The organism is Rhizobium sp. 18065, assembly GCF_902706095.1.
Classification (GTDB): Bacteria; Pseudomonadota; Alphaproteobacteria; order Rhizobiales; family Rhizobiaceae; genus Allorhizobium.
In genome coordinates this window covers 1-23026 of the sequence record NZ_CACSJP010000019.1, presented here as the reverse complement: position 1 = coordinate 23026, position 23026 = coordinate 1, and the positions used below count along the sequence as shown (strand labels likewise).

20 protein-coding genes are annotated in these 23026 nt (G+C 62.2%); 14 read left to right on the top strand and 6 right to left on the bottom strand.

Annotation, left to right across the window (positions count from 1 at the left end):
• Window positions 1–77: 77 nt before the first annotated feature.
• Together GVK95_RS24380 and GVK95_RS24375 are read left to right on the top strand one after the other, a co-directional pair.
• The gene (locus tag GVK95_RS24380; protein ID WP_113142921.1) at window positions 78–392 is read left to right on the top strand and encodes a hypothetical protein; all 315 of its coding nucleotides are present in this window, start codon (window positions 78–80) and stop codon (window positions 390–392) included.
• A gap of 61 nt (window positions 393–453) precedes the next feature.
• A complete protein-coding gene (locus GVK95_RS24375; protein ID WP_159953278.1) occupies window positions 454–627 on the top strand; it encodes a Flp family type IVb pilin in 174 nt (57 codons plus the stop codon).
• Here GVK95_RS24375 and GVK95_RS24370 read toward each other — a convergent pair.
• The gene (locus tag GVK95_RS24370) at window positions 624–1526 is read right to left on the bottom strand and encodes a methyltransferase domain-containing protein (protein ID WP_159953277.1); all 903 of its coding nucleotides are present in this window, start codon (window positions 1524–1526) and stop codon (window positions 624–626) included. The genes GVK95_RS24375 and GVK95_RS24370 overlap by 4 nt on opposite strands.
• Window positions 1527–1588: 62 nt before the next feature.
• Between GVK95_RS24370 and GVK95_RS24365 the strand changes: the two genes are divergently transcribed.
• From GVK95_RS24365 to GVK95_RS24345, 5 genes are read left to right on the top strand one after another with little or no spacing between them, the layout of a single operon-like run.
• Window positions 1589–2365 carry a ComF family protein gene (locus GVK95_RS24365; protein ID WP_159953276.1) on the top strand — a complete coding sequence of 259 codons (777 nt, stop codon included), beginning with the start codon at window positions 1589–1591 and terminating at the stop codon, window positions 2363–2365.
• A gap of 43 nt (window positions 2366–2408) precedes the next feature.
• Window positions 2409–2666 carry a glutaredoxin 3 gene (gene grxC / locus GVK95_RS24360; protein WP_159953275.1) on the top strand — a complete coding sequence of 86 codons (258 nt, stop codon included), beginning with the start codon at window positions 2409–2411 and terminating at the stop codon, window positions 2664–2666.
• Window positions 2667–2679: 13 nt separating this feature from the next.
• The gene (locus GVK95_RS24355; RefSeq protein ID WP_159953274.1) at window positions 2680–3537 is read left to right on the top strand and encodes a carbon-nitrogen hydrolase family protein; all 858 of its coding nucleotides are present in this window, start codon (window positions 2680–2682) and stop codon (window positions 3535–3537) included.
• Entirely contained in the window at window positions 3534–3962 is a 429-nt protein-coding gene (locus GVK95_RS24350) for a DUF1178 family protein (RefSeq protein WP_159953273.1), read from the top strand. Before GVK95_RS24355 ends, GVK95_RS24350 begins: the two co-directional genes overlap by 4 nt.
• Window positions 3959–4543, top strand: a complete 585-nt coding sequence (locus GVK95_RS24345) for a DUF3291 domain-containing protein (protein ID WP_159953272.1) — start codon at window positions 3959–3961, stop codon at window positions 4541–4543. Before GVK95_RS24350 ends, GVK95_RS24345 begins: the two co-directional genes overlap by 4 nt.
• Window positions 4544–4549: 6 nt before the next feature.
• Here the strand turns inward: GVK95_RS24345 and GVK95_RS24340 are convergent, their stop codons facing one another.
• Window positions 4550–5101 carry a DUF924 family protein gene (locus tag GVK95_RS24340; protein WP_159953271.1) on the bottom strand — a complete coding sequence of 184 codons (552 nt, stop codon included), beginning with the start codon at window positions 5099–5101 and terminating at the stop codon, window positions 4550–4552.
• Window positions 5098–5847: a bifunctional 2-polyprenyl-6-hydroxyphenol methylase/3-demethylubiquinol 3-O-methyltransferase UbiG gene (gene ubiG, locus GVK95_RS24335; protein WP_159953270.1), complete on the bottom strand. Its 750-nt coding sequence runs from the start codon at window positions 5845–5847 to the stop codon at window positions 5098–5100. The genes GVK95_RS24340 and ubiG overlap by 4 nt, the downstream gene beginning before the upstream one ends.
• Window positions 5848–6028: 181 nt before the next feature.
• Here ubiG and GVK95_RS24330 point away from each other — a divergent pair, with 181 nt between their 5' ends.
• Window positions 6029–6673: an SH3 domain-containing protein gene (locus GVK95_RS24330; protein ID WP_159953269.1), complete on the top strand. Its 645-nt coding sequence runs from the start codon at window positions 6029–6031 to the stop codon at window positions 6671–6673.
• Window positions 6674–6728: 55 nt separating this feature from the next.
• On the opposite strand, the gene GVK95_RS24325 is transcribed toward GVK95_RS24330, so the two are convergent.
• Window positions 6729–8096 (bottom strand): AcvB/VirJ family lysyl-phosphatidylglycerol hydrolase, encoded by a 1368-nt coding sequence (locus GVK95_RS24325; protein ID WP_159953268.1) that lies wholly within the window; start codon window positions 8094–8096, stop codon window positions 6729–6731.
• Window positions 8093–10714: a bifunctional lysylphosphatidylglycerol flippase/synthetase MprF gene (gene mprF, locus GVK95_RS24320; protein ID WP_159953267.1), complete on the bottom strand. Its 2622-nt coding sequence runs from the start codon at window positions 10712–10714 to the stop codon at window positions 8093–8095. The genes GVK95_RS24325 and mprF overlap by 4 nt, the downstream gene beginning before the upstream one ends.
• A gap of 272 nt (window positions 10715–10986) precedes the next feature.
• Here mprF and GVK95_RS24315 point away from each other — a divergent pair, with 272 nt between their 5' ends.
• From GVK95_RS24315 to clpB, 6 genes are all read left to right on the top strand, one after another.
• Window positions 10987–12261, top strand: a complete 1275-nt coding sequence (locus GVK95_RS24315; protein ID WP_159953266.1) for an aspartate kinase — start codon at window positions 10987–10989, stop codon at window positions 12259–12261.
• An 86-nt stretch (window positions 12262–12347) separates the two neighbouring features.
• Window positions 12348–14615, top strand: coding sequence for a phosphoenolpyruvate--protein phosphotransferase (ptsP, locus tag GVK95_RS24310; RefSeq protein ID WP_159953265.1), 2268 nt, complete (start codon window positions 12348–12350; stop codon window positions 14613–14615).
• Window positions 14616–14640: 25 nt separating this feature from the next.
• Window positions 14641–15720, top strand: a complete 1080-nt coding sequence (gene prfA / locus GVK95_RS24305) for a peptide chain release factor 1 (protein WP_159953264.1) — start codon at window positions 14641–14643, stop codon at window positions 15718–15720.
• On the top strand, window positions 15717–16592 hold the full coding sequence (gene prmC, locus GVK95_RS24300; protein ID WP_159953263.1) for a peptide chain release factor N(5)-glutamine methyltransferase: 876 nt from the start codon (window positions 15717–15719) through the stop codon (window positions 16590–16592). Before prfA ends, prmC begins: the two co-directional genes overlap by 4 nt.
• Before the next feature lie 332 nt (window positions 16593–16924).
• A complete protein-coding gene (locus GVK95_RS24295) occupies window positions 16925–17596 on the top strand; it encodes a DUF4167 domain-containing protein (protein ID WP_159953262.1) in 672 nt (223 codons plus the stop codon).
• A gap of 239 nt (window positions 17597–17835) precedes the next feature.
• Window positions 17836–20436 carry an ATP-dependent chaperone ClpB gene (gene clpB / locus GVK95_RS24290; protein WP_159953261.1) on the top strand — a complete coding sequence of 867 codons (2601 nt, stop codon included), beginning with the start codon at window positions 17836–17838 and terminating at the stop codon, window positions 20434–20436.
• Between the two features lie 108 nt (window positions 20437–20544).
• Here clpB and GVK95_RS24285 read toward each other — a convergent pair whose 3' ends face one another.
• Entirely contained in the window at window positions 20545–22491 is a 1947-nt protein-coding gene (locus GVK95_RS24285) for a M23 family metallopeptidase (protein ID WP_159953260.1), read from the bottom strand.
• Window positions 22492–23026 lie beyond the last annotated feature (535 nt).

Here is a 23026-nt window from a genome sequence, read left to right as displayed (position 1 = left end):
GCGTTCTTAATACAAAGTTTATAACCCTCGGGCAAAACTGATCGCTGTTCATGCGTCGTGCGTGTGTGGAGCGTCCTATGGCAAACGAAGATTTCTGGCGGGCTGCCCGATCCAGGGAACGGTCTTCGGTGAAAACCGGAAGAACCGGAGTTCTCAATATCGCCCTGCTTTTCGGCACGGCTGCGATTGCGCTGTCGCTTGTTGTCACGCCGATGCTTGCCGACAAGACCGAGAAGAAGACGCTGGCCTTTCAGCCGGACGAATACGACATGATGAGCACCGGCTCCATTCCGAAGGCCGATGGCGGAAAGCGTTATACGATCCGCCGCAGCGTTCTGCAGGAAACGCCGGGCTCGGTCTGCATCATCGATGGCTTCGGCCAGCGCTGTTAAGGCAAATAGGTTCAATCAGGCTCGCCTATGTGGCCGAGGTCCGCGTTCTACTGGAGCGAAGATGCGTTTGTTCAGCAGGTTTATCTCGGATCGCCACGGTGCCACCGCCATCGAGTATGGACTGATCGCCGCGATCATGAGCGTTGCGCTGATCAGCGGCTACGGGGCCTTTACCAACTCGCTGCAGAATACGTTCGGCATCGTTGAAGACAGCGTCAGCAACGCGGGCAACTAGTCCTTTTCGGCGATTGCGGATCCCGGTGCCTTACGATTCGGATCGAGGGCTTCGGCGAGGCGCATCTTTGCCGAGCCCGGCTTCAGCGGTTTCTGCTGGCTCTCATGCGGCGCCCAGCCCGATACGAAGATCATCGAAAACGTCGCCCGAATGCGTCCGTCAGGATCGGCGTAGCGTTCGGCATAGAGGTCTGCTGCTCGCAGGAAGAAACCTCTCGTCAGCGGCTTGCGGCTGCGCCCGATCAGAGGATTTGCCATGCCCATCGCGCGCAGGTCGCGCATCAGGGCAAAGAGGTTGTCGTAGCGGACGGTAAAGCTTTCCTCGTCGATGACCGGCAGGGCAAAGCCTGCGCGCTGCAGCAGCGAGCCGACGTCGCGGATATCGGGAAACGGGATGACTCTGGGACTTGCGCCACCATGAAGCTCGGTTTCGGCGCTAAGCAAAACGTCGCGCAGTTCAGCGAGCGTTCCGGCGCCGGGAATGGCGGCGAGCAGAAGGCCGTCGGGTTTCAGGGCTCGGCGCATCTGGATGAGCATGCCTGGCGTGTCGTTGGTCAGGTGCAGGGACAGCGGCGACAGGATCAGGTTGGCCGATTCTGCGGCCAGCGGAACGCTTTCGAAACGCGCCGTCGTCAGGCTCTGGTCCGGATCGCCGAAGACCGTGCTGGTTTCGACACGATCCAGCACGTCGATCTTGCCCGTCGCCAGCGCTGCCCTTGCTGCGACTCCGGTTGCGCCGAACAGTTCGACGGCGCGTTCGAAATGGCGCTCGACCAGAGCCAGCCTGTCTGCCAGTTCACGTCCGGCAAGCTCGAGCAGGAAATCGCTGCCCTTTTCGGCGCGGGTTCTCGCCTTTTCGCGATTGGCTGTGATCAGGCCCTCGTCGAAGAGCTGGTGCATGCGGCAATTCCCTGTCGGATTCGGGTCTGGCTAAGGGCGCGTATCACGCCTAAAGTCACGTCATGCTGGCTCACATAGTGCAGAAAACGCTCGCCGTCAGCCGGGAAAGACCCCGGACGCTGGCGATTGGCCTGTTTGCCCTGTTTTATCCGCCGTGTTGTGCCCATTGCCATGCCCGAACTCAACGCCATGCGGCACTGTGTCCGTCCTGCTGGAGCCGAATGCCGTTCATCGAGCGGCCGTTCTGCGAGGTGCTCGGTACGCCGTTTGCGCATGATCCCGGCGATGGCATGGTGTCGGGGGAGGCGATCGCCCATCCGCCGGTGTTCGACCGCTTGCGCTCCGTGGCGCTTCATGACGGCGTTGCGCGCGATCTGGTGCATGACCTGAAATATCGCGATCGCGGCGATCTGGCGCCGATGATGGCCGGCTGGATGGCACGGGCTGCGGCCACCGAGCTGGCGCAGGCGGACGGCATCGTGCCGGTGCCATTGCATCGAACCCGGCTCTTTCGCCGGATGTTCAACCAGTCGGCCGAACTGGGGCGCCATCTGGCCGCCCTGTCCGACATAGATTTCATGCCGCAGGTGCTGGTGCGGCGCAAGCGGACCGAGCAACAGGTCGGCCTGACGGCCAATGCCAGGGCGCTCAACGTGCGCGGCGCGTTCATCGTGCCCAAGGAACGACAGGACATGGTGTTCGGCCGCCGGCTGATCCTGATCGACGACGTCTATACCACGGGTGCGACGGTGAGTGCGGCCACCACTGCCCTGAAAAAGGCAGGCGCTACGGATGTCACTGTTTTGACCTTTGCAAGGGCTGTGTCCGGGCCTATATGAAGGCAGCATTTTTCAACGTCCTACCCTCGTGACGGAGTTTTGAATGGCAGGTGTTACGATCTATACGCGTCAGGGCTGCGGTTATTGTTCGCGGGCCAAGGCATTGCTGGCGTCGAAAGGGGTCGATTTTGTCGAACATGACGCGACAGGCAACGCCGGACTTCGCAACGAGATGATCTCCAGGTCCAACGGCGGAACGACCTTTCCGCAGATCTTCATCAACGACCGGCATGTCGGCGGCTGCGACGACCTTCACGCGCTGGATCGCGCCGGTGGGCTCGATCCGCTGCTGGCTCAGTAAAGGGACATATCCAATGGTATTCAAGGCTGCTGCCGTCCAGATGTGCTCCGGGGTCGACCCGGAGAAAAACGCGGCGTCGATGGCGCGGCTCGTGCGCGAGGCCGCCGCGGCGGGTGCTGTCTATGTGCAGACGCCGGAAATGACCGGTGCCGTGCAGAAGGATCGTCCGGGCCTGATGGCGATCCTGCGCGACGAGGATACCGATATCATCGTCAAGACGGCGTCGGACCTGGCGCGTGAGCTTGGCATCCATCTGCATGTCGGCTCGACTGCGATCAAGCTGGGCGATGGCAAGATCGCCAACCGCGCCTTCCTGTTCGGTCCTGACGGCCACAAGATCACCTCCTATGACAAGATCCACATGTTCGACGTCGATCTCGACAATGGCGAGAGCTGGCGCGAGAGCTCGGTCTACCGGCCGGGCACGCGGGCGGTGGTCGCCGATCTGCCTTTCGCCAAGGTCGGCTTCGGGGTCTGTTACGACGTGCGTTTCCCTCATCTGTTCCGGGCCGAGGCCATGGCCGGGGCGGAAATCCTGACGACGCCCGCCGCCTTCACCAAGCAGACCGGCGAAGCGCATTGGGAAATCCTGCTGCGTGCACGGGCGATCGAGAACGGGGCCTATGTGATCTCGGCCGCCCAGGCGGGCGTGCATGAAGATGGCCGCGAGACCTTCGGCCATTCGATGATCGTCGATCCCTGGGGCAAGGTGCTGGCATCTGCCGGTGGCAGCGGCGAGGCCGTGGTGATCGCCGAGATCGATACCGGTGCAGTGAAGGCTGCGCGGGCGAAGATCCCGAACCTGAAGAACGGCCGCGATTTCGAACTCGATTTTGCGCCGGTTCTGGCGAAGGGAGGCGTGACAGTTTGATCCGCTATTCGTTGTGCTGCGATAGCGCTCACGAATTCGAGGGCTGGTTTTCCGAGAGCGCCGATTTCGAGCGTCAGAAGGCGACCGGCTTTCTGACCTGTCCGGTCTGTGGTTCTGCGGAGATCTCGAAAGTGCTGATGGCACCGTCGGTTTCGACGGCGCGGCACAAAGAGACGATGCAGGCGCTGGCCATTTCCAGCGCGCAGAAGCAGGCCGTGGTCAAGCTGAAGGAAGCGATCCAGGAGATCCGCGCCAATAGCGAGGACGTCGGTGCGCGGTTTTCGGAGGAAGCGCGCAAGATCCATTACGGCGAAGCGGAGGCACGCGGCATTATCGGCCAGGCGTCACCGGTCGAGGTGAAATCCATGCTCGAAGAAGGCATCGAGATCGCGCCCTTGCCGGTCCTGCCGGACGATGCGAATTGAGTGGGCCAGTTCACCATATCGCACTCTATAATTTCGGTCTTCATGTTGCCGACCATGACGATCCGGCGGTTGCCGGCTTCGTCAGACGCGAGCCGTTCAATTTCGAGGCTGCAAGACGTGCCGGCGGTTATGTGGGTCGTTCCGGCTATGATGGAGAGCCCGGGCCAGAGAGCTGGGGCGAGCAGGTATTTCCAAGATTTATCAAAGCAAGCGGTCGCGAAAGCGGGCCGTCCTCATTGTCGCTATGGCTCGACCTCGAGAGCCTGATGGCCTTTTCCTATTCGGGCGTGCATGCCGAGGCGCTGAAGAACGCACGCCGCTGGAACGTTGTGCAGACCTGGCCGCCACTCGTGCTGTTCTGGGTCGAGGCGGGACAGAGGCCGGATTGGGCAGAGGGCGTGGCACGCCTCGAGGAACTGGCCGACAAGGGCGCCTCGGCGCATGCCTTCACCTTCAAGCAGTCTTTCGATCCGCAAGGTGCGCCGTATCGCATCGACCGGGATCGCGTGAAACGGATCGCCGCCGAGAACATGGCCGGCCAGCACGACCTGCTGGAGGTCGTGAAGACGCTGCCGGCCTGATCCGGTTCAGCCCTTGAAGCCGCCGTCATCCAGGTAGGTCTGCTCCTCGGCCGTGGTTGCGCGCCCAAGAGCCGCATTGCGGTGGGGGAAGCGGCCGAAGCGGGTGATGATCTCCTGATGGACCACCGCGTAGCGCAGGCATTCTGCGTCATCGACCCGTTCGTGATGGGTGGTGAACAGATCTATGCTGGTCTGCTGGTCGGCAGGATCCTCGGAATGCTCGAAGGGCAGGTAGAAGAAGATCGCCATCGGCGGATCGACCAGCCTGTCTAAGCCTTTGCTGACGGCCTGCCTTGCTATGGATAGAGCAAGCGGGTCGGTGGCGAAGGCATGGCCGCTGCCGCGGAACATGTTGCGCGGGAACTGGTCGAGCAGGATCAAGAGGGCGAGCGTGCCGTCCGGCGTGTCCAGCCCGTCGCTGCATTCGTTGCGGGCGGCGGCGAAATGCAGATCGGTGAAACGCGCCTTGAGCTCGGCGTCGAGCGCCTCATCCTTGACGAACCACTTTTCGCGTCCGGTATCGCGCCAGAAGGCCATGACATCCTGCGCGGAACTCATGCAGCCGGCCGCCTGGCGAGGACCATGTAGTTCACGTCGATATCGGACGACAGGTTCCACTGGTTCTGCAGCGGATTGAAGAACACCCCCTTCATCTCGACGACCTGCATGCCGCTCGCTGTCAGGGGTGCTTCGATTTCCTCAGGGCGCACCAGCTTTTCGTATTGATGCGTGCCGCGCGGCAGCCAGCGCAGAAGATATTCGGCACCGACGATGGCAAGCGCTGCGGCCTTGAAGGTGCGGTTGATCGTCGAGACCAGCATCATGCCACCGGGGCGGACCATGGAAGCGCAGGTCGACAGGAAGAAATCGACGTCGGCGACATGTTCGACGACTTCCATGTTGAGCACGATGTCGAAGGTCTCGCCGGCTTCTGCGAGCGCTTCGGCGGTGACGGCGCGGTAGTCGACGGGGACGCCGCTCTGGGCAGCATGGGTCATGGCGATCTTGATGTTTTTTTCGGAGGCATCGGCCCCTAGGACATCGGCACCCATGCGGGCAACCGGTTCCGACAACAGGCCGCCGCCGCAGCCGATATCGAGGATACGCAGGCCTTCCAATGGGCGATGGGCCTTTGGGTCACGGCCATAGTGGGCGCAGACCATGTCGCGGATATAGGCGAGGCGCACGGGGTTGATCTTGTGCAGCGGGCGGAACTTGCCGGTCGGGTCCCACCATTCCGCCGCCATGGCGGAAAAGCGATCGACTTCGGACTGATCAATGGTGGTGCGTGCCTCTGCGGTCATGATGCTGCCCTCTTAAGGTGGTTGCGCTTCAAGTCGGATTATCGGCCCGCAAAGTCAAGAGCGGCATGGTCGCAGGCTCTGGTCAGCGCGAAGGCGGAACCTTGGCCGATGGTTCGACGTTTCGCTTACACGATTCGCATATACAGGCGGCTTTGCCGTGATGAGTTCAAGGAGATCTACGATGCACAAGTTCTTGGTTTTGGCGGCAGCGGCCGTGTCGGCCACAATGGTTCCCGTCATCGCCGAGGCCGCGCCGGCTTTTTCGACCGCCAATGTCAATATGCGGTCCGGTCCGAGCACCCGCTATCCCGCCGTTGTGGTTGTGCCCGCTGGTACCCGCGTCAACATTGTCGGCTGCATGACATCGGCCAACTGGTGCGACGTGTCCTTCGCCGGCTATCGCGGCTGGGTATCGGGATCGTATCTGCAGGCGAGCGTTTCGCAGCGCCGGGTTTACGTCGGCCCCGAATACTATCGTCCGCTCGGGATTCCTTCGGTGACGTTCAGCATCGGGCGCTACTGGGACGACAATTATCGCGGCCGGGACTTCTACCGGGATCGTGACCGCTGGCGCGATGGCGATTACCGTCCGGGTAGTGACGACCGCTATAACCGTCCGCAGTTCGACCGAAACCATCAGCTCAACGAGGAGCGGGCCCGCGACATTCGTCGCGACAGTGACCAGCGGGCGCAGGAATTGCAGCGTGACCGCGACCGCCGCGAGGATCAGCGCCGCGCGGGTGGCCCGCGTGACAATCGCAATCCGAATGCCTTCCAGCTGTTCTGCGGGCAGGATCCGAATTGCCGCGCCCGCCAGGGAAACTGACGCACGCTACACATGATCCGGAAAGGGCGCCGATTGGCGCCCTTTTCTGTTGTCGTCAATTCTGGATGCGTCTTGCCAGACCGTCGGTAATGCGTTTGGCCAGGGCCTGGTAATTGCCATCAAAGTGATGGCCTCCGGCGATCTCTTGCGTTTCGACATCTGAGCCGACGAGGTCGCGGCACGCATCGTCTTCCTCGTCCGACCCGTAGAAACACTGAACCAGCGAGGGGGAGATCTTTCGGATATCATCCAGCGGGTCGTGGCCTGTGCTTGCCGCCTGACCGAGCCAGCCCGATACCGAGACTTCATAATCCACCTGATGGGACAGGGCGAGCAGGCTGATCTGCGGCACGCGGGATTTCAGCTTGTCCGGCAGGCCGTTGAATGCAGCCGGGAGAATGTCGGCGCCGAAGGAATATCCGACCAGCAGCACGTGGTGGACGTTCCAGCGCTTGCCGTAGGTGTGGATAATCTCGGCCAGATCGCTGCTTGTCTGCTCCGGCGTGCGCTCGGACCAGAAATAGCGCAGTGAGTCGATGCCGACGATCGGGATGCCGGATGACTGGAGCTGGCTGGCGACTTCGCTATCGAGGTCGCGCCAGCCGCCATCGCCGGAATAGATCACCGCCATCGTATCGCGGGACGGGCTCGCATCGAGGATCGTCAGCGGCATTCCCAGAGGGCTGTCGGTCTGGCTCTGGACCGCGATCAGTTCGTCGAGAGTGGCGGAAAAGGTCGTGTCGGGGGCGTCGGTGATTTCTCTCAGATCAATGTCTGGATGTTTGGTGATGAGCGACTGGACGTGGTCCACGCCGTCCTTGGGGGCCTTGTCGCTGACCAGAACCGTTGCCGGATCGGGCAGGTCGCCGTCGGTCAGGGCGTATTGCATACGGTCGCCGGCCTTGGTCTTTTCCGCCGGCGTGCACAATTGCTTTGCCAGCGGAATGCCGGCCTGCGGGTCGAGCGCCAGTGTCTGGCCGATCGTGGCCTTGGGGGTCTGGGCAAGGATGGCCAGCGCCAGCGCGCCGCCTTCGCCACGTCCGGCGATGATCGGCGGCAGGAAGGCGGTGTTGCCGGCCTTGCGCTGCAGCTGGTGGCTGAGTTCCTCGATGTCGGAGACCGTGTAGATGCAGTCGCCCTTGTCGGTGGACAGCGAGGCCAGGTATTTCGGCGTGTCGATGCCGATAACGATCCCGCCATTGCCCTGCAAGCGTTCGGCCTCGGCCTGGTCGCCCGTCTGCCAGCCGGCGCCGTCCGACAGCAGGACGACGAGTGCACGGGCGTCGTCGTCGGGTAAAAGCGTGACCGGTGCCGGGATCATGCCGGTGTCGAGCGGCGGCTCCTGGGCCAGGGCAGGTGCCAGCGTGGGCACGGTCGACAGGAGCGGAAGGGCGAGCAGACCTGCCTTGAGGATGGGGTTCATTTCTTCACCACGCCTTTCAGGCCGCCGCCGATCAGAAGCGTTGCATCGACGAGGGCAAGGATAGGGTTGAGGCCGCCGGAGACGGCCAGATAACGGGGCTGCCAGTCGGGGTGGAATTTTGCCTTGAAGGCGCGCAGGCCCTTGAAGTTGTAGAGCCGTTCGCCGTGTTCGTAGAATGTGTTGGCGATGCGGTCCCAGACGGGCGCCACCTGGCGGCGCGACAGGCCGGAAAGCGGCGCCATGCCGAGATTGAAATGCTGGAAACCCCGATCGCGCAGCCGGGTGAGCAGGCTGATGAACAGATAATCCATCGCGCCTTTCGGCGCATCGGGCGAAAACCGCATCAGGTCGATGGAGGCTTCCTCCTTGGTGTCGGTCAGCAGGATATTGGCGAAGGCGACGATACGGCCTTCGAAACGCAGGATCGCGACCGACTGGGACAGCATATAGGCATCGGTGAAGGCGCCGAGCGAAAAGCCCTTTTCCTTGGCGCGATGATGGGCGAGCCAGGCATCCGAGATCGCGCGAAGGTCTTCCAACACGCCTGCAACGTTTTCCGCCTCGACGATTTCGAACGTCAGGCCGTCGCGTTCAGCACGGGTGGCGGACTGACGCAGGCCGGCCCATTTGCCACCTTTCAGATCAAAACTGGACAGGTCGACGACGGCGAGTTCGCCGAGCTTGAAGGCTTTCATGCCGGCATCGGCGATGGCCGGCAGCAGGACGGGGGAGGCCTGGTAGAACACCGCCCGGCAGCCGGCAGCGCGGGCGGTCTCGACGAACTGCCAGACCAGTTCGTTGCGCGAGGCCTTCGGCCCGATCGGATCGAGAAAGGCGATGAAGGACCGGCCCTGCTTGCCATACATGAGGAAAGCCTTGCCGTCGGGCGAAAACATCACCGTCTTGTCGCCGGTACGGACGAGATTGGCATCGGCGATCCCGTTGCGGTTCAGCATCTCGACGGCGGCCGAGATGTCCTCGTCGCCGGAGGGCAGAACGGCTTGGCTTGCCGGTCGCGTCAGGCTGAACAGCGCGATGGCACTGGAGGCAATGGCAAGCCCGAGGGCGGCGCGCAGCGAACGGGGGGCTTCGGCGGAAAACTCGAACTGCCACCAGAGTTCGTGACTGTATTCGACATCGCGGTAGACGAAGAGCAGGATGACGACGGCGCCGATGACCAGCACGGCCATGGCAAGAAGCCAGGATGTTGTCAGGGCCTGGCGCAGCGAGGCGGGGCGGGTGAAAGCCCGGCGGCTGGACAGCAGGCCGACGAGAAGGATTGCCAGCATGGCCGCTTCGAAAAGGGCGATTGCCTTGGCGATGGACAGCAACAGGGCGAGCAGCGACAGAGCCACGGCCGCCCACCAGGCGCCGTCGAGACGCTGGGCCATGCCGCGGGCGACGACGATCAGCAACAGACCGGTCAGACTGGCGAGGAAATGTGCACCTTCGACAAGCGGCAGGGGCAGGTAGCCGGCCAGAATGTCCAGATTGGTGTCCGGTGTCGGCGTGACGCTCGAGACGATCAGCATGGTGCCGAGGACCAGCGCCAGGGCCGCCAACAGGGGCGGGGCCAGCCGACCGGCCGTGCGGGCGATGCCGGTGGAGAGGGGGCTTCCGGCGAGATGACGCAATTCGCTGATGGTGACCAGCAGAATGGCGATCAGGAGCGGCAGGACATAGTAGATCAGGCGATAGGCGACGAGGGCTGCGAGCACGGCGTCGGTGCCGATGCGGCTGCCGAGCGTGGCGATCATCACCGTTTCGAACACGCCGATGCCGGCTGGGACATGGCTGACAATGCCGACGCCGATGGCAACTGCGTAGACGCAGAAAAATGCCGGCCAGCTGATGGCGGCTTCGGGAGGCAGAAGCACGTAAAGCACGGTTGCCGAGAAGGCGATGTCGAGCACGGTGACGAGGAACTGGCGCGACAGGGTGCGGCTGTCGGCCAGCCGAAGCGTCATCTTGCCGATCTTCAGGCCGTCGCGGCTGGCGATGATCAGCAGGCTGCCGATGCCGATCAGCACGACGACGGCACCGCCGAGCAACCATGCGGGATCGAGCCCGATCAGCGGCGCGATCTCGCCCGACATGGGGATCAGGGCGAGTGCGGTGATGATGGCGAGGCCAAGCGAGAAGGACAGGGTGACGAAGGCGACGATGCGGCCGATCTCGTCCGGCGCAAGGCCGGCACGGGAATAGGCCCGGTAGCGGATGGCGCCACCCGACAGCGCGCCGAAGCCCGCGACATTGCCGACGGCATAGGCGCTGAAGGCCGTCAGGGCGACTTCTGCGATCGGGCGCCTGCGGCCGATATAGGACAGGGCATTCAGGTCGTAGAAGCAGAGCGTGGCGAAGCTCAAGGCGGTGAAGAGAACGGCAAGCAGGATCGAACCCGTGCCGGTTGCCTGCAGGCCCCGGATGACGTCGGCATAGGTCACTTCCTCGGTCAGGCGGTAGATGGCAAAGCCGACCATGGAGAAGACGGCCAATGTCAGGACCGCGGCTATCGGCTTTGCATGGCGGCTGAATGCGGAAGGCGTAGGGAGGTCGAGGGCTTCGGGATTGTTCGTGGCGTCCTGGTCGAGCGTGGAACTGTCGAGCGTTGGCTTCATGACAAGCGATCCGATTTCATTTCGAGACTTGCTGCAGACCCGCTCCCAGCCAGGCAGGTGATGGTTGGCGCTCGAATTCGTGCCAAATTATGGCAGAGGTCTCGCCCGATCCGCGACAGAAAAGCGCCTGCAAGCGTACCGATACGGGCCTAAGTGACCGTTGCGTGTCCCGCGCTTATTCGCTAAAAGCGCCGCAACCTGCCGGTTTCCAGAAAGACCGGTGTTTCTTCGCCGGGTTTCCGGCGTTTCTCAAGGGCATACGGTTCAAGTCTATGGCTCGCATTGTCATGAAATTCGGCGGTACATCCGTCGCCAATCTCGAACGCATCCACAATGTCGCGCGCCATGTGAAACGTGAGGTGGATGCCGGCCACGAAGTGGCTGTCGTCGTCTCGGCGATGTCGGGCAAGACCAATGAACTGGTCGGCTGGGTCGAGAACATGCCGAAGGTCGCTGGGGCGGATTCGCCGTTCTACGATGCGCGCGAATACGATGCCATCGTCGCTTCGGGCGAGCAGGTCACTTCCGGCCTGCTGGCGATTGCGCTGCAGTCTATGGGCATCAATGCGCGCTCGTGGCAGGGCTGGCAGATCGCCATCAAGACGGACAATGCGCATGGCGCGGCCCGCATCCAGGAAATCGACGGTTCCGACATCGTTCGCCGCATGGGCGAAGGCCAGGTGGCCGTGGTCGCCGGCTTCCAGGGCATCGGACCGGACAACCGGATCGCGACGCTCGGCCGTGGCGGCTCGGATACATCTGCGGTTGCGATTGCGGCAGGCCTGAAGGCTGACCGCTGCGACATCTATACAGATGTCGACGGCGTCTACACGACCGATCCTCGCATCGAGCCCAAGGCGCGCCGCCTGAAGAAGGTGGCGTTCGAGGAAATGCTGGAAATGGCATCGCTCGGCGCCAAGGTCCTGCAGGTCCGTTCCGTCGAACTGGCCATGGTTCACAAGGTCCGCACCTTCGTGCGCTCCAGTTTTGAAGATCCCGATGCACCGGGCATGGGCGATCTGCTCAATCCGCCCGGCACGCTGATTTGTGATGAGGATGAAATCGTGGAACAGGAAGTCGTAACCGGTATTGCCTATGCCAAGGATGAAGCGCAGATCTCGCTGCGCCGGCTTGCCGACCGTCCGGGCGTTTCGGCTGCCATCTTCGGGCCGCTGGCCGAATCCCATATCAATGTCGACATGATCGTCCAGAACATTTCGGAAGACGGTTCCAAGACGGACATGACGTTCACCGTTCCCTCCGGCGACGTCGACAAGGCGCTCAAGGTTCTGTCCGACAACAAGGACAAGATCGGCTACGATGTCATCCAGAGCGAAAAGGGCCTCGTCAAGGTTTCGGTCATCGGCATCGGCATGCGCAGCCACGCCGGCGTTGCCGCCAGCGCCTTCCGGGCATTGGCCGAGAAGGGCATCAACATCAAGGCGATCACCACGTCCGAGATCAAGATTTCCATCCTGATCGACGGTCCCTATGCGGAGCTTGCGGTTCGCACTTTGCATTCCTGCTACGGTCTGGATAAGAATTGATTCCATAGAGCGGTCGTTGATCCCGGGTGTCAGACATACCCGGGGCGGCCAGGCCGCCGACCAACCGGAAGTGGAGCCAATCCGCGATGAGAGACCTTTCAGCGGGTCCACGCGTCCTGCTCAAGCGGCTGCGCGAATTGATGGCAGAGCCGCTCGAGCCGCAGGAACGTCTTGACCAGATCGTTCGCCAGATCGCGAGCAACATGGTCGCCGAAGTGTGCTCTGCTTATGTGCTGCGTTCTGACGGCGTTCTCGAGCTTTATGCCACCGAAGGTCTGAACAAGGACGCTGTCCATCTGGCCCAGCTGAAAATGGGCCAGGGTCTCGTCGGCACGATTGCAGCGTCTGCCCAGTCGCTCAACCTTTCCGATGCCCAGGCGCATCCCGCCTTTCGCTACTTGCCCGAGACAGGCGAAGAGATCTATCATTCCTTCCTCGGCGTGCCGATCCTGCGCGCCGGCCGAAGCCTCGGTGTTCTCGTCGTCCAGAACAAGGCGCAGCGCAACTATCGTGAAGACGAGCTCGAAGCGCTCGAAACCACGGCCATGGTGCTTGCCGAAATGATCGCCACCGGTGAACTGAAGAAGATTACCCGTCCCGGCCTCGAACTTGACCTGACGCGACCTGTGACCATCGATGGCGACAGCTATTCGGAAGGCATCGGCCTTGGCTATGTCGTGCTGCACGAGCCGCGCATCGTCGTCACCAACCTGCTCAACGAAGACACCGAGACGGAAATCCGCCGGCTGGCGGATGCGCTCGGCTCCTTGCGCATCTCGATCGACGACATGCTGTCGCGGCGGGAAATCTCCATGGAAGGCGAGCATCGCGACGTGCTCGAGACCTATCGCATGTTTGCCCATGACCAGGGGTGGGTGCGGCGCATGGAGGAGGCGATCAACAACGGCCTGACGGCGGAAGCAGCGGTCGAAAAGGTCCAGAGCGACACCAAGGCGCGGATGATCCGGCTGACGGATCCCTATCTGCGCGAACGCATGCATGATTTCGACGACCTGGCGAACCGGTTGCTGCGCCAGTTGACCGGTTTTTCGCCACGCAGTGCTGCCGAAGGCTTCCCGGCCGATGCGGTGATCTTTGCCCGTGCCATGGGTGCTGCCGAACTGCTCGACTATCCGCGCGCCAATCTGCGGGGCCTGGTTCTCGAAGAAGGTGCCGTGACCAGCCATGTGGTGATCGTTGCCCGAGCCATGGGCATCGCTGTCGTTGGGCAGGCCGCGGGGGCCGTGGCCTTGGCGGAAAACGGCGATCCCGTGATCATCGATGGGGTCGATGCCAAGGTGCATATCCGCCCGGTTGCCGACCTGCAGAAGGCCTATGAGGAAAAGGTGCGGTTGCGCGCCCGGCGCCAGGAACAGTTCCGCGCCCTGCGCGATGTCGAGCCACTGACCAAGGATGGCCAGCGGATCAAGCTGCAGATGAATGCCGGCCTGCTTGTCGACCTGCCGCAATTGGCCGAATCCGGGGCCGACGGGATCGGCCTGTTTCGGACCGAGCTGCAGTTCATGATTTCCTCGACCATGCCCAAGGGCGAGGAGCAGGAAAGCTTTTACCGGAGCGTGCTGAAGCAGGCCAATGGCCGGCCGGTGACGTTCCGGACACTGGATATCGGTGGCGACAAGGTCGTCTCCTATTTCCGCTCCCAGGAAGAGGAAAATCCGGCGCTTGGCTGGCGCGCGATCCGGCTGTCGCTGGATCGGCCGGGCCTGTTGCGCATCCAGCTCAGGGCATTGTTGAAGGCTGCGGCCGGTGCCGAGCTGAAGATGATGCTGCCGATGGTGACCGAGGTCGCTGAAATCCGCGCGGTGCGCGAACTGATGCAGAAGGAAGTCCAGTATATTTCGAAGTTCGGCCATCCCTTGCCGAAGAAGCTGCAGTTCGGCGCCATGCTCGAAGTGCCTGCCCTGCTGTGGCAGCTCGATGAGTTGATGGAGGAGGTCGACTTCGTCTCCGTCGGGTCGAACGATCTGTTTCAGTTTTCCATGGCAGTGGATCGTGGCAATGCGCGGGTTGCCGATCGTTTCGACGTTCTCGGGCGGCCGTTCCTGCGCATCCTGCGCGACATCGTCCGGGGCGCGGATCGCAACAACACACCGGTGACGCTGTGCGGCGAGATGGCCGGCAAGCCGCTTTCGGCCATGGCGCTGCTTGGTATCGGCTTCCGCTCGATCTCGATGTCACCGACGGCGATCGGGCCGGTGAAGGCAATGTTGCTCGGGCTTGACGTGTCGAAGCTGTCTGTGGAACTTGAAGCGGCGCTTGACGACCACCGTTCGCTTGTGCCACTGCGCGACCTGTTGGTCCGCTTTGCGGAAGACAATAATATTCCCGTCTAAAGCAATAAAAAAACTGGAGTGAAGGGTGGCGAAGCTTCCTGTCGAGAAAATGCGCGAGCTCGAGCGCCGGTTTGGCGAGATCGAAGCGCGAATGTCGGCAGGACCGGCAGCCGACGTCTACGTCAAGCTTGCCTCGGAATATTCCGAACTCGAGCCGGTGGTGAAGAAGATCCGCGAGTATCAGTCGGCGACGGCCGAAGAGGCCGATCTTCGCAGTATGCTGAACGACAAGGGCACCGATCGCGAGATGCGCGACTTAGCCGAGATGGAGCTGCCCGGCGTGCAGGCTCGGCTCGAGACGCTCGGTACCGAAATGCAGATTCTGCTTCTGCCGAAGGATGCGGCCGACGAGAAAAGCGCGATCCTGGAAATCCGCGCCGGGACCGGCGGTTCCGAAGCCGCCCTGTTTGCCGGCGACCTGTTTCGCATGTACGAGCGCTTCGCCAGTACCAAGGGCTGGAAGGTCGAGGTCCTGTCCTCCAGCGAAGGCGATGCCGGCGGCTTCAAGGAAATCATCGCGACGGTCACCGGCCGGGGCGTGTTCTCCAAGCTAAAGTTCGAGTCCGGCGTTCACCGCGTGCAGCGCGTGCCCGATACCGAGACGCAGGGGCGTATCCATACCTCGGCGGCGACCGTTGCCGTCCTGCCCGAAGCGGAGGACATCGACATCGAGGTGCGGGCCGAAGACATCCGCATCGACACGATGCGCTCGTCCGGCGCCGGCGGCCAGCACGTCAACACGACCGATTCGGCGGTGCGCATTACCCACCTGCCGACCGGGCTTGTGGTGACATCCTCGGAGAAGTCGCAGCACCAGAACCGCGCTAAGGCGATGCAGGTCCTGCGCTCGAGGCTCTATGACATGGAGCGTCAGAAAATCGACAATGAACGCTCTGCCGACCGCAAGAGCCAGGTCGGCTCCGGCGACCGCTCCGAGCGTATCCGCACCTACAATTTCCCACAGGGTCGGATCACCGATCACCGCATCAACCTGACGCTCTACAAGCTGGACCGGATGATGGAAGGCGATATCGATGAAGTGGTCGATGCGCTGATCAACGATTACCAGGCCGGGCAGCTCGCGCAGCTGGGTGAAAGCCTGTGACCGGCGCGGTGGTGACTTGCCAGGGCCTGATCCTGGAAGCCCGCCGTCGTTTCGAGGTCGAGGGCATCGTAGACGCCGCCACCGATGCAAAGGTGCTGGTGTCCAGCCTTCTCGGCCTCAGCCAGACCGACCTGGTTCTGCGCGGTGACCAACCTGTCGATGACGCCCGGCTGGCGGTCGTCGAGCAGGCGATCGTCAGACGCCTGGCGCGGGAGCCGGTTCATCGTATTCTCGGCAAGCGCGACTTCTATGGTTTGGAGCTCGGCCTGTCGGCGGGCACATTGGAACCGCGTCCCGACACGGAAGTGCTGGTGGATGCGTTGCTGCCGCATCTTCGTCATATCGTCGAAGTGAAAGGCGCCGCCGAGATCGTCGATCTTGGCACGGGGACCGGTGCGATCGCATTGGCCTTGCTGGCAGAATGCCCCGAGGCGCGGGCGATCGGCGTCGATATTTCGCAAGATGCCCTGGCGACCGCCGTCCGGAATGCAGAGCGCAACGGATTGGCGCAACGCTTCGAAGGCCGGCAGAGCAGTTGGTTCGAAAAGGTGCCGGAAAAGTTCGATCTGATCGTCTCGAATCCGCCTTATATCCGTAGCGATGTGGTGCTGACGCTCGATCCGGAAGTTCAGATTTTTGATCCCGCCGCCGCGCTGGATGGTGGAAGAGACGGTCTTGACGCCTACAGGGCGATTGCCGAGCAGGCATTGGCGCATTTGCACGAACGTGGGCTTGTCGGTCTCGAGATCGGTTGGGACCAACGCGAGGCCGTCACGCAAATATTTGAGAAAAAAGGTTTTTCTCTCGTTGAAGGACGCAAGGACCTGGGTGGAAATGACAGGGTTCTTGTCTTTGCAACCGGTGATTCCTGATCATTTTGCTGCGCTTGCTAAGGATAATTCCGATAAACAAAGAAAAATGCTTGGTTTTCCGAATGAACAGAGATAGCTTGCGGGCACGCAACGGGTGACGGAGAAAGAACGAAAGATTCGTTCCTGTCTGGGTCGGCTTCGATAATGGTTCGCTCGATGAACCTCACGAAGCGAAATAGACCGATGCGTGAATCAGTTAACTTGACTCTCACCAGCGGCGAGCAAGCCGACGGCGCAGTCTGCGGACAGCGCGCGGAGACTTGGTCCGGTTTGACCAAAGCCGATGGCGCAGCCATTTATCAGCACAACAAAGACATTCAGGTGATTCTTCTATGAGGCCAGGACAGCAGAATAAGCGTGGTCGAGGGCGTAACAATAGCGGCGGCGGTGGTAGCAGCGGTGGTGGCGGTGGTGGCGGCGGTGGCGGCAACTTCAACCGCAAGGGCCAGAACCCGCTGACCCGGTCCTATGACAGTTCCGGTCCTGACGTGAAGATCCGTGGCACAGCTCAGCATATTGCCGAAAAGTACCAGAACCTTGCACGCGACTCGCAGAGTGCCGGCGACCGTGTCATGGCTGAAAATTATCTTCAGCATGCGGAACACTACAACCGCATCATTGCTGCCGCCCAGGCGCAGATGCAGGAGCGGTTCCAGCGCGAAGACCGCAACGACTACAATGATCGCGACGGCGATGATGGCGAAGGCATGGATGAAGGCGGCTCGCAGGGCCACCAGAGCCATCAGGGCCACCAGCCGCAGGAATTTGCCGGAAGCGGTCCGCAGCCGGTGATCGAAGAAATGCCGGCCGAAGCCGCTGCCGCTGCTGCCGAAAGCGCAGCCGAGGCAAGCCCTGCCGGCGAGCGCACCCAACCGCGCCGCCGCAGCACCACCAACCGTCCCCGTCGCCAGCCGCGTCGCGCCGCCGGTTCGGAAGAGGGTGGTGAAAACGGCGAAGGTGGCGATGGCGGTGACGCTCCGGCCATGGCCGACGTGACCGAATAAGACCACTCGGTGTGACGAAGCGAAATCGACGCCACGTTGACGGCAAATTGACGAATGCAAAACTCCGGGACGTGTCCCGGAGTTTTTCGTTTAAATGCCTCTTTAAACGGCAAATTTAACCCCCCATATCTCCGTCAACGGAGTGGTTTTCTACTCCAGGGCTCGCCTTTCAGGGAGCCTGATCCTCAACAGCCGGGCTGTGCCGCAAAGCGGGCAGCGCGGAAAACGGAGAGTGGCAAATGAACATCGAAAAATATTCCGAGCGGGTTCGTGGCTTCCTGCAGTCGGCGCAGACGCATGCGCTGTCAGAGGGCCACCAGCAATTCACCCCCGAACATGTGCTCAAAGTTTTGCTCGACGACGACCAGGGCATGGCGTCCTCGCTGATTTCGCGTGCCGGGGGTGATCCGAAGGCGGTGCGACTGGCCAATGATGCCGCGCTTGCCAAGCTGCCGAAGGTGTCGGGTGGTGATGGACAGGTCTATCTGGCAGCGCCTCTGGCCAAGGTGTTTTCGACCGCCGAAGATGCGGCCAAGAAGGCTGGTGACAGTTTCGTCACGGTCGAAAGGCTGTTGCTGGCGCTTGCGATCGAAAGCTCGGCCTCGACATCGGCCAGCCTGAAGAAGGGCGGCGTGACCGCCAATGGCCTGAACCAGGTGATCAACGAGGTCCGCAAGGGCCGGACCGCCGACAGCGCCAATGCCGAACAGGGCTTCGACGCGCTGAAGAAATATGCCCGTGACCTGACGGCGGAAGCGCGCGACGGCAAGCTCGATCCGGTCATCGGCCGTGACGACGAAATCCGCCGGACGATCCAGGTCCTGTCGCGGCGGACGAAGAACAATCCCGTGCTGATCGGTGAACCCGGCGTCGGCAAGACGGCGATTGCCGAAGGCTTGGCGCTGCGTATCGTCAATGGCGACGTGCCGGAAAGCCTGAAGGACAAGAAGCTGATGGCGCTCGACATGGGCTCCCTGATCGCGGGCGCCAAATATCGCGGCGAGTTCGAGGAGCGGCTGAAGGCCGTCCTGTCGGAAGTGCAGTCGGAGAACGGCGAGATCGTGTTGTTCATCGACGAGATGCATACGCTGGTCGGCGCCGGCAAGGCCGATGGCGCGATGGATGCGTCCAACCTGCTGAAGCCGGCACTGGCGCGCGGCGAACTGCATTGCGTCGGCGCCACCACGCTTGACGAATATCGCAAGCATGTCGAGAAGGATGCAGCCCTTGCCCGGCGTTTCCAGCCTGTGATGGTCGAAGAACCGACGGTCGAGGACACGATCTCGATCCTGCGCGGCCTGAAGGAAAAATACGAACAGCATCACAAGGTGCGGATCTCGGATTCGGCGCTGGTGGCGGCAGCGACCTTGTCAAACCGCTATATCACCGACCGTTTCCTGCCGGACAAGGCGATCGACCTGATGGACGAGGCCGCCTCACGCCTCAGGATGCAGGTAGATTCCAAGCCGGAAGAGCTCGATGAACTCGACCGCCGGATCATGCAGCTGAAGATCGAGCGCGAGGCATTGAAGAAGGAAACCGATACGGCGTCCGTCGACCGGCTGAAGCGGCTCGACACGGAGCTGACCTCGATCGAGGAGCAGGCCGATGCGCTGACGGCGCGCTGGCAGTCGGAAAAGCAGAAGCTCGGCCTTGCCGCGGACCTGAAGGGCAAGCTCGACGAGGCGCGCAACGAACTGGCCATTGCCCAGCGCAAGGGTGAGTTCCAGCGGGCCGGCGAGTTGACCTACGGCGTCATTCCGGATCTCGAAAAGGCGCTGGCTGCCGCCGAAGCGCAGGATGGTTCGAGCAATGCGATGGTCCAGGAAGTGGTGAACCCGGATGCGATTGCGCATGTGGTATCACGCTGGACCGGCATTCCGGTCGACAAGATGCTCGAAGGTGAGCGCGACAAGCTGCTGCGCATGGAAGATGAGCTGGCGAAATCGGTGGTCGGGCAGGGCGATGCCGTGCAGGCCGTGTCGCGTGCTGTGCGCCGGGCACGGGCGGGGCTGCAGGATCCGAACCGGCCGATCGGCTCGTTCATCTTCCTCGGGCCGACCGGCGTCGGCAAGACCGAGCTGACCAAGTCGCTGGCGCGTTTCCTGTTCGATGACGAAACCGCGATGGTCCGGCTCGACATGTCGGAATACATGGAGAAGCACTCGGTCTCGCGGCTGATCGGGGCACCTCCGGGCTATGTCGGTTATGACGAAGGCGGTGCACTCACCGAAGCGGTCAGGCGCAAGCCCTATCAGGTCGTGCTGTTCGACGAGATCGAAAAGGCGCATCCGGATGTGTTCAACGTGCTGTTGCAGGTTCTCGACGACGGACGCCTGACCGATGGCCAGGGCCGCACCGTCGACTTCAAGCATACGATCATCATCATGACCTCCAATCTCGGCGCGGATTACCTGACCGGACTTGGCGAAAACGAGGATGTCGATGTGGTGCGCGACCAGGTGATGGATGTGGTCAAGGCGTCGTTCCGGCCGGAATTCCTCAACCGTGTCGACGAAATCATCCTGTTCCACAGGCTGCGGCGCTCGGAAATGGGCGCGATCGTCGATATCCAGATGAAGCGGCTGCTGTCGCTTCTGGCGGAACGCAAGATCGACATCGATCTGGCACCGGATGCACGGAACTGGCTTGCCGACAAGGGCTATGATCCGGTCTATGGCGCAAGGCCGCTGAAGCGGGTGATCCAGAAATACCTGCAGGATCCGCTGGCGGAACAGATCCTGTCGGGTCAGGTGCTCGACGGGGCCAAGGTGGGCATTGCGGCGGGATCCGACCGGCTGCTGATCTCGCCGGAAAAGCCGGTCAGCGAAGCCGCCTGATCAGGCCTGATCCACGTGAACGAAAAATGGCGGCCGCTGGCCGCCATTTCTGTCTCGACTGATGTCTGGCCAGCAACCGAGCCCGCGGTTGGCCCAATTGCTACTTGCCTATTTGCTGGCGACCTGGGCCGGTTTGCCGCCGGTGAGCAGCAGGGCGTCGATACGCTCCCGCTCGACTTCGAAACGGGCGAGAGGCTCGCCGTCCAGCGCCTTGCCGCCGGGCAGGCGCACCTTCATCGCATCGACCTTGGTGCCGTTGACGATCAGTTCGTAATGCAGATGCGAGCCTGTCGATGATCCGGTCGAGCCGACAAAGCCGATGACCTGACCCTGGGTGACCTTGGCACCCGGCACGACGCCCTTGGCGATGCCGCTCTGGTGGTTGTAGGAGGAGACATAACCATTGGCGTGGCGCACCAGGGTCTGGTTGCCATAGCCCGAGGCCCAGCCGGCCTTTTCCACCACGCCATTGCCGGATGCGATGATCGGCGTGCCGCGGGGTGCGGCCCAGTCGACGCCGGTATGCATGCGGGAATAGCCGAGGATCGGATGGCGGCGCATGCCAAAGCCCGAGGTGAAGCGGCCATTGGGCACCGGATTGCGCAGCAGAAACTGCCGGATGCTCTTGCCGTTTTCATCGAAATAATCGATCGAGCCGTCTTCCGGGTTCTGGAAGCGGTAGAAGGTGGTGATCGTATCGCCGAACCGGGCGCGAACGAAGAGCAGTTCGGATTCCGCCGTCGCCTTGCCTTCGTCGTCCATCACCGAGAAGAAGGCCTCGAGCGTGTCGCTCGGCTTCAGCTGCGCCTGGAAGTCGACATTGGCGGCGAGCAGGCGGACGATCAGCGCCGTCAGTTCCTGGCTCATGCCATAGGAGAGCGCGGCCCGGTAGATACCGTCATAGACGCGCGGCAAATCGCGACTGGCCAGCGCTGCCGGGGCATTGTCGTCAAAGGCACCGATGACGGCGGCCAGTTCCGGCGGTTCGCTGCCGCGGACCATGCGGCCAGCATCGTTGACGGCGAGCGTCACGACATGCTCGGTCTTGCGATAGAGCGAGATCCGCACCAGACGAACCTCTTCGCCGCGCTGGATCAGGCCGATGCGCAACACGTCACCCTCGACGAGCGTCGGCGGACCGGTAAAGGGGGCGAGTTCGCGGGCGACATCCTCAGCCTTGGCGGTCGGATAGCCGGATGCGGTCATCAGCGCGACCACGGTCTGCTGGCGCCTGACCGGCAGCACGTCATCGGCAAATTCAGGCGTGAGCGGCGTGACGATTTCCGGCTCGGCAACGCTCATGTTCTCCTCGACGACACGGGCCGATATGCCAACGCCGAGATTGAGTTCGTCGTCATCGCTGTCGAAGCGACGCGGGTCGATATAGGAGAGGGCTGCGACCTGGCTGTTGCCGTCGGTGAGCACGGAGCCGTTCGAGCGGACGTTTTCCTCGACCTCGTCGAAACTCATCTCGCCGGCCAGCGGCACGTCGGGCATGGCCGGGAAGGGCGTCGATTTCAGCACGACCTCGGATTCGACATCCGAGCCATAGAGCGTGCCCGTGCGGTTGGCGACGGGCGGGTTCTTCTGGTCGGTGGCAAAGATCGCCAGCGGGTCGAAGGGCGGATAGCGTTCCTGAACCTGGTAATCGGCGGCGAGCGCCATCTTCACATGGGCGAAGGGCTGCTTGCGCACCACTTCGCGCTCGCCATCGAGAAGCACGGTCGGCACTTCGAGTATGGCCTTGTCGACCGGGCGCGCGGCGATCTTCGGCCCGAACAGGCGGGCGCCGCGGCCGACATCCTGTGCTTCATCGGCTGCGTCGCCATCGGGAGGCATCACGGCATAGGCTTCGGCGGGGATCGCCAGCTGCTGGCGGCCATCGAGGGCGGCAAACAGGGCCACACCCATCAGGATGCAGGAGGTGATCCCGGTGAGGAAGGTGCCGGACAGCCAGCGCAAGGAAATCTCGCGGCGGTCCGGCGCACGAAACCCGTCCGCCAGGATCGGCGGTTCACTTCCGAGCGACCGGATCATGGCGCGATCGTTCGTCATGCCTTCAGCTTATCCAATTCGTGGCCATCCTCGGTGATCTCCAGTGTTGCCCGGTGATGCCCGGTGATGCAGGGCGATCGGGTGTTGTCGGGCGCAGACATCTCTCATGTTTCAGCGGTCGAGGTCAAATTCGGGCATCTGCAATAGCTGCTTCGCCTAGTCCTTGAGGCGTCCTTCCTGGACGGCAAATAAGGAATTAGCGCGGCAGGCGCGCCTGCAGACACACATACGCACACACATGCGCATACACACGCACAAGGGGGAGCAGGAGAACTTGGCCGGTTCCGCGTTGTTCCAGGGCGCGATGGGATGCTTTCGGGCGATAGTTTCATCGGGGACTGTTCTGATTTTAGAATTTGTGTTTGATTTCAATGTGATGTCCGATTTCTGCAGAAAAGTTGGATTGGGCTGTTGACTGTTTGAGGTGTGAAATCTATAACCCCGCTCACTGACGAGGGCGGCGGCGCTGCTGGCGACGACGACCTTCGTTCTAGAGAAATCTAAGGAAATTGGCTGAGACGCTGATTGGTTGCCG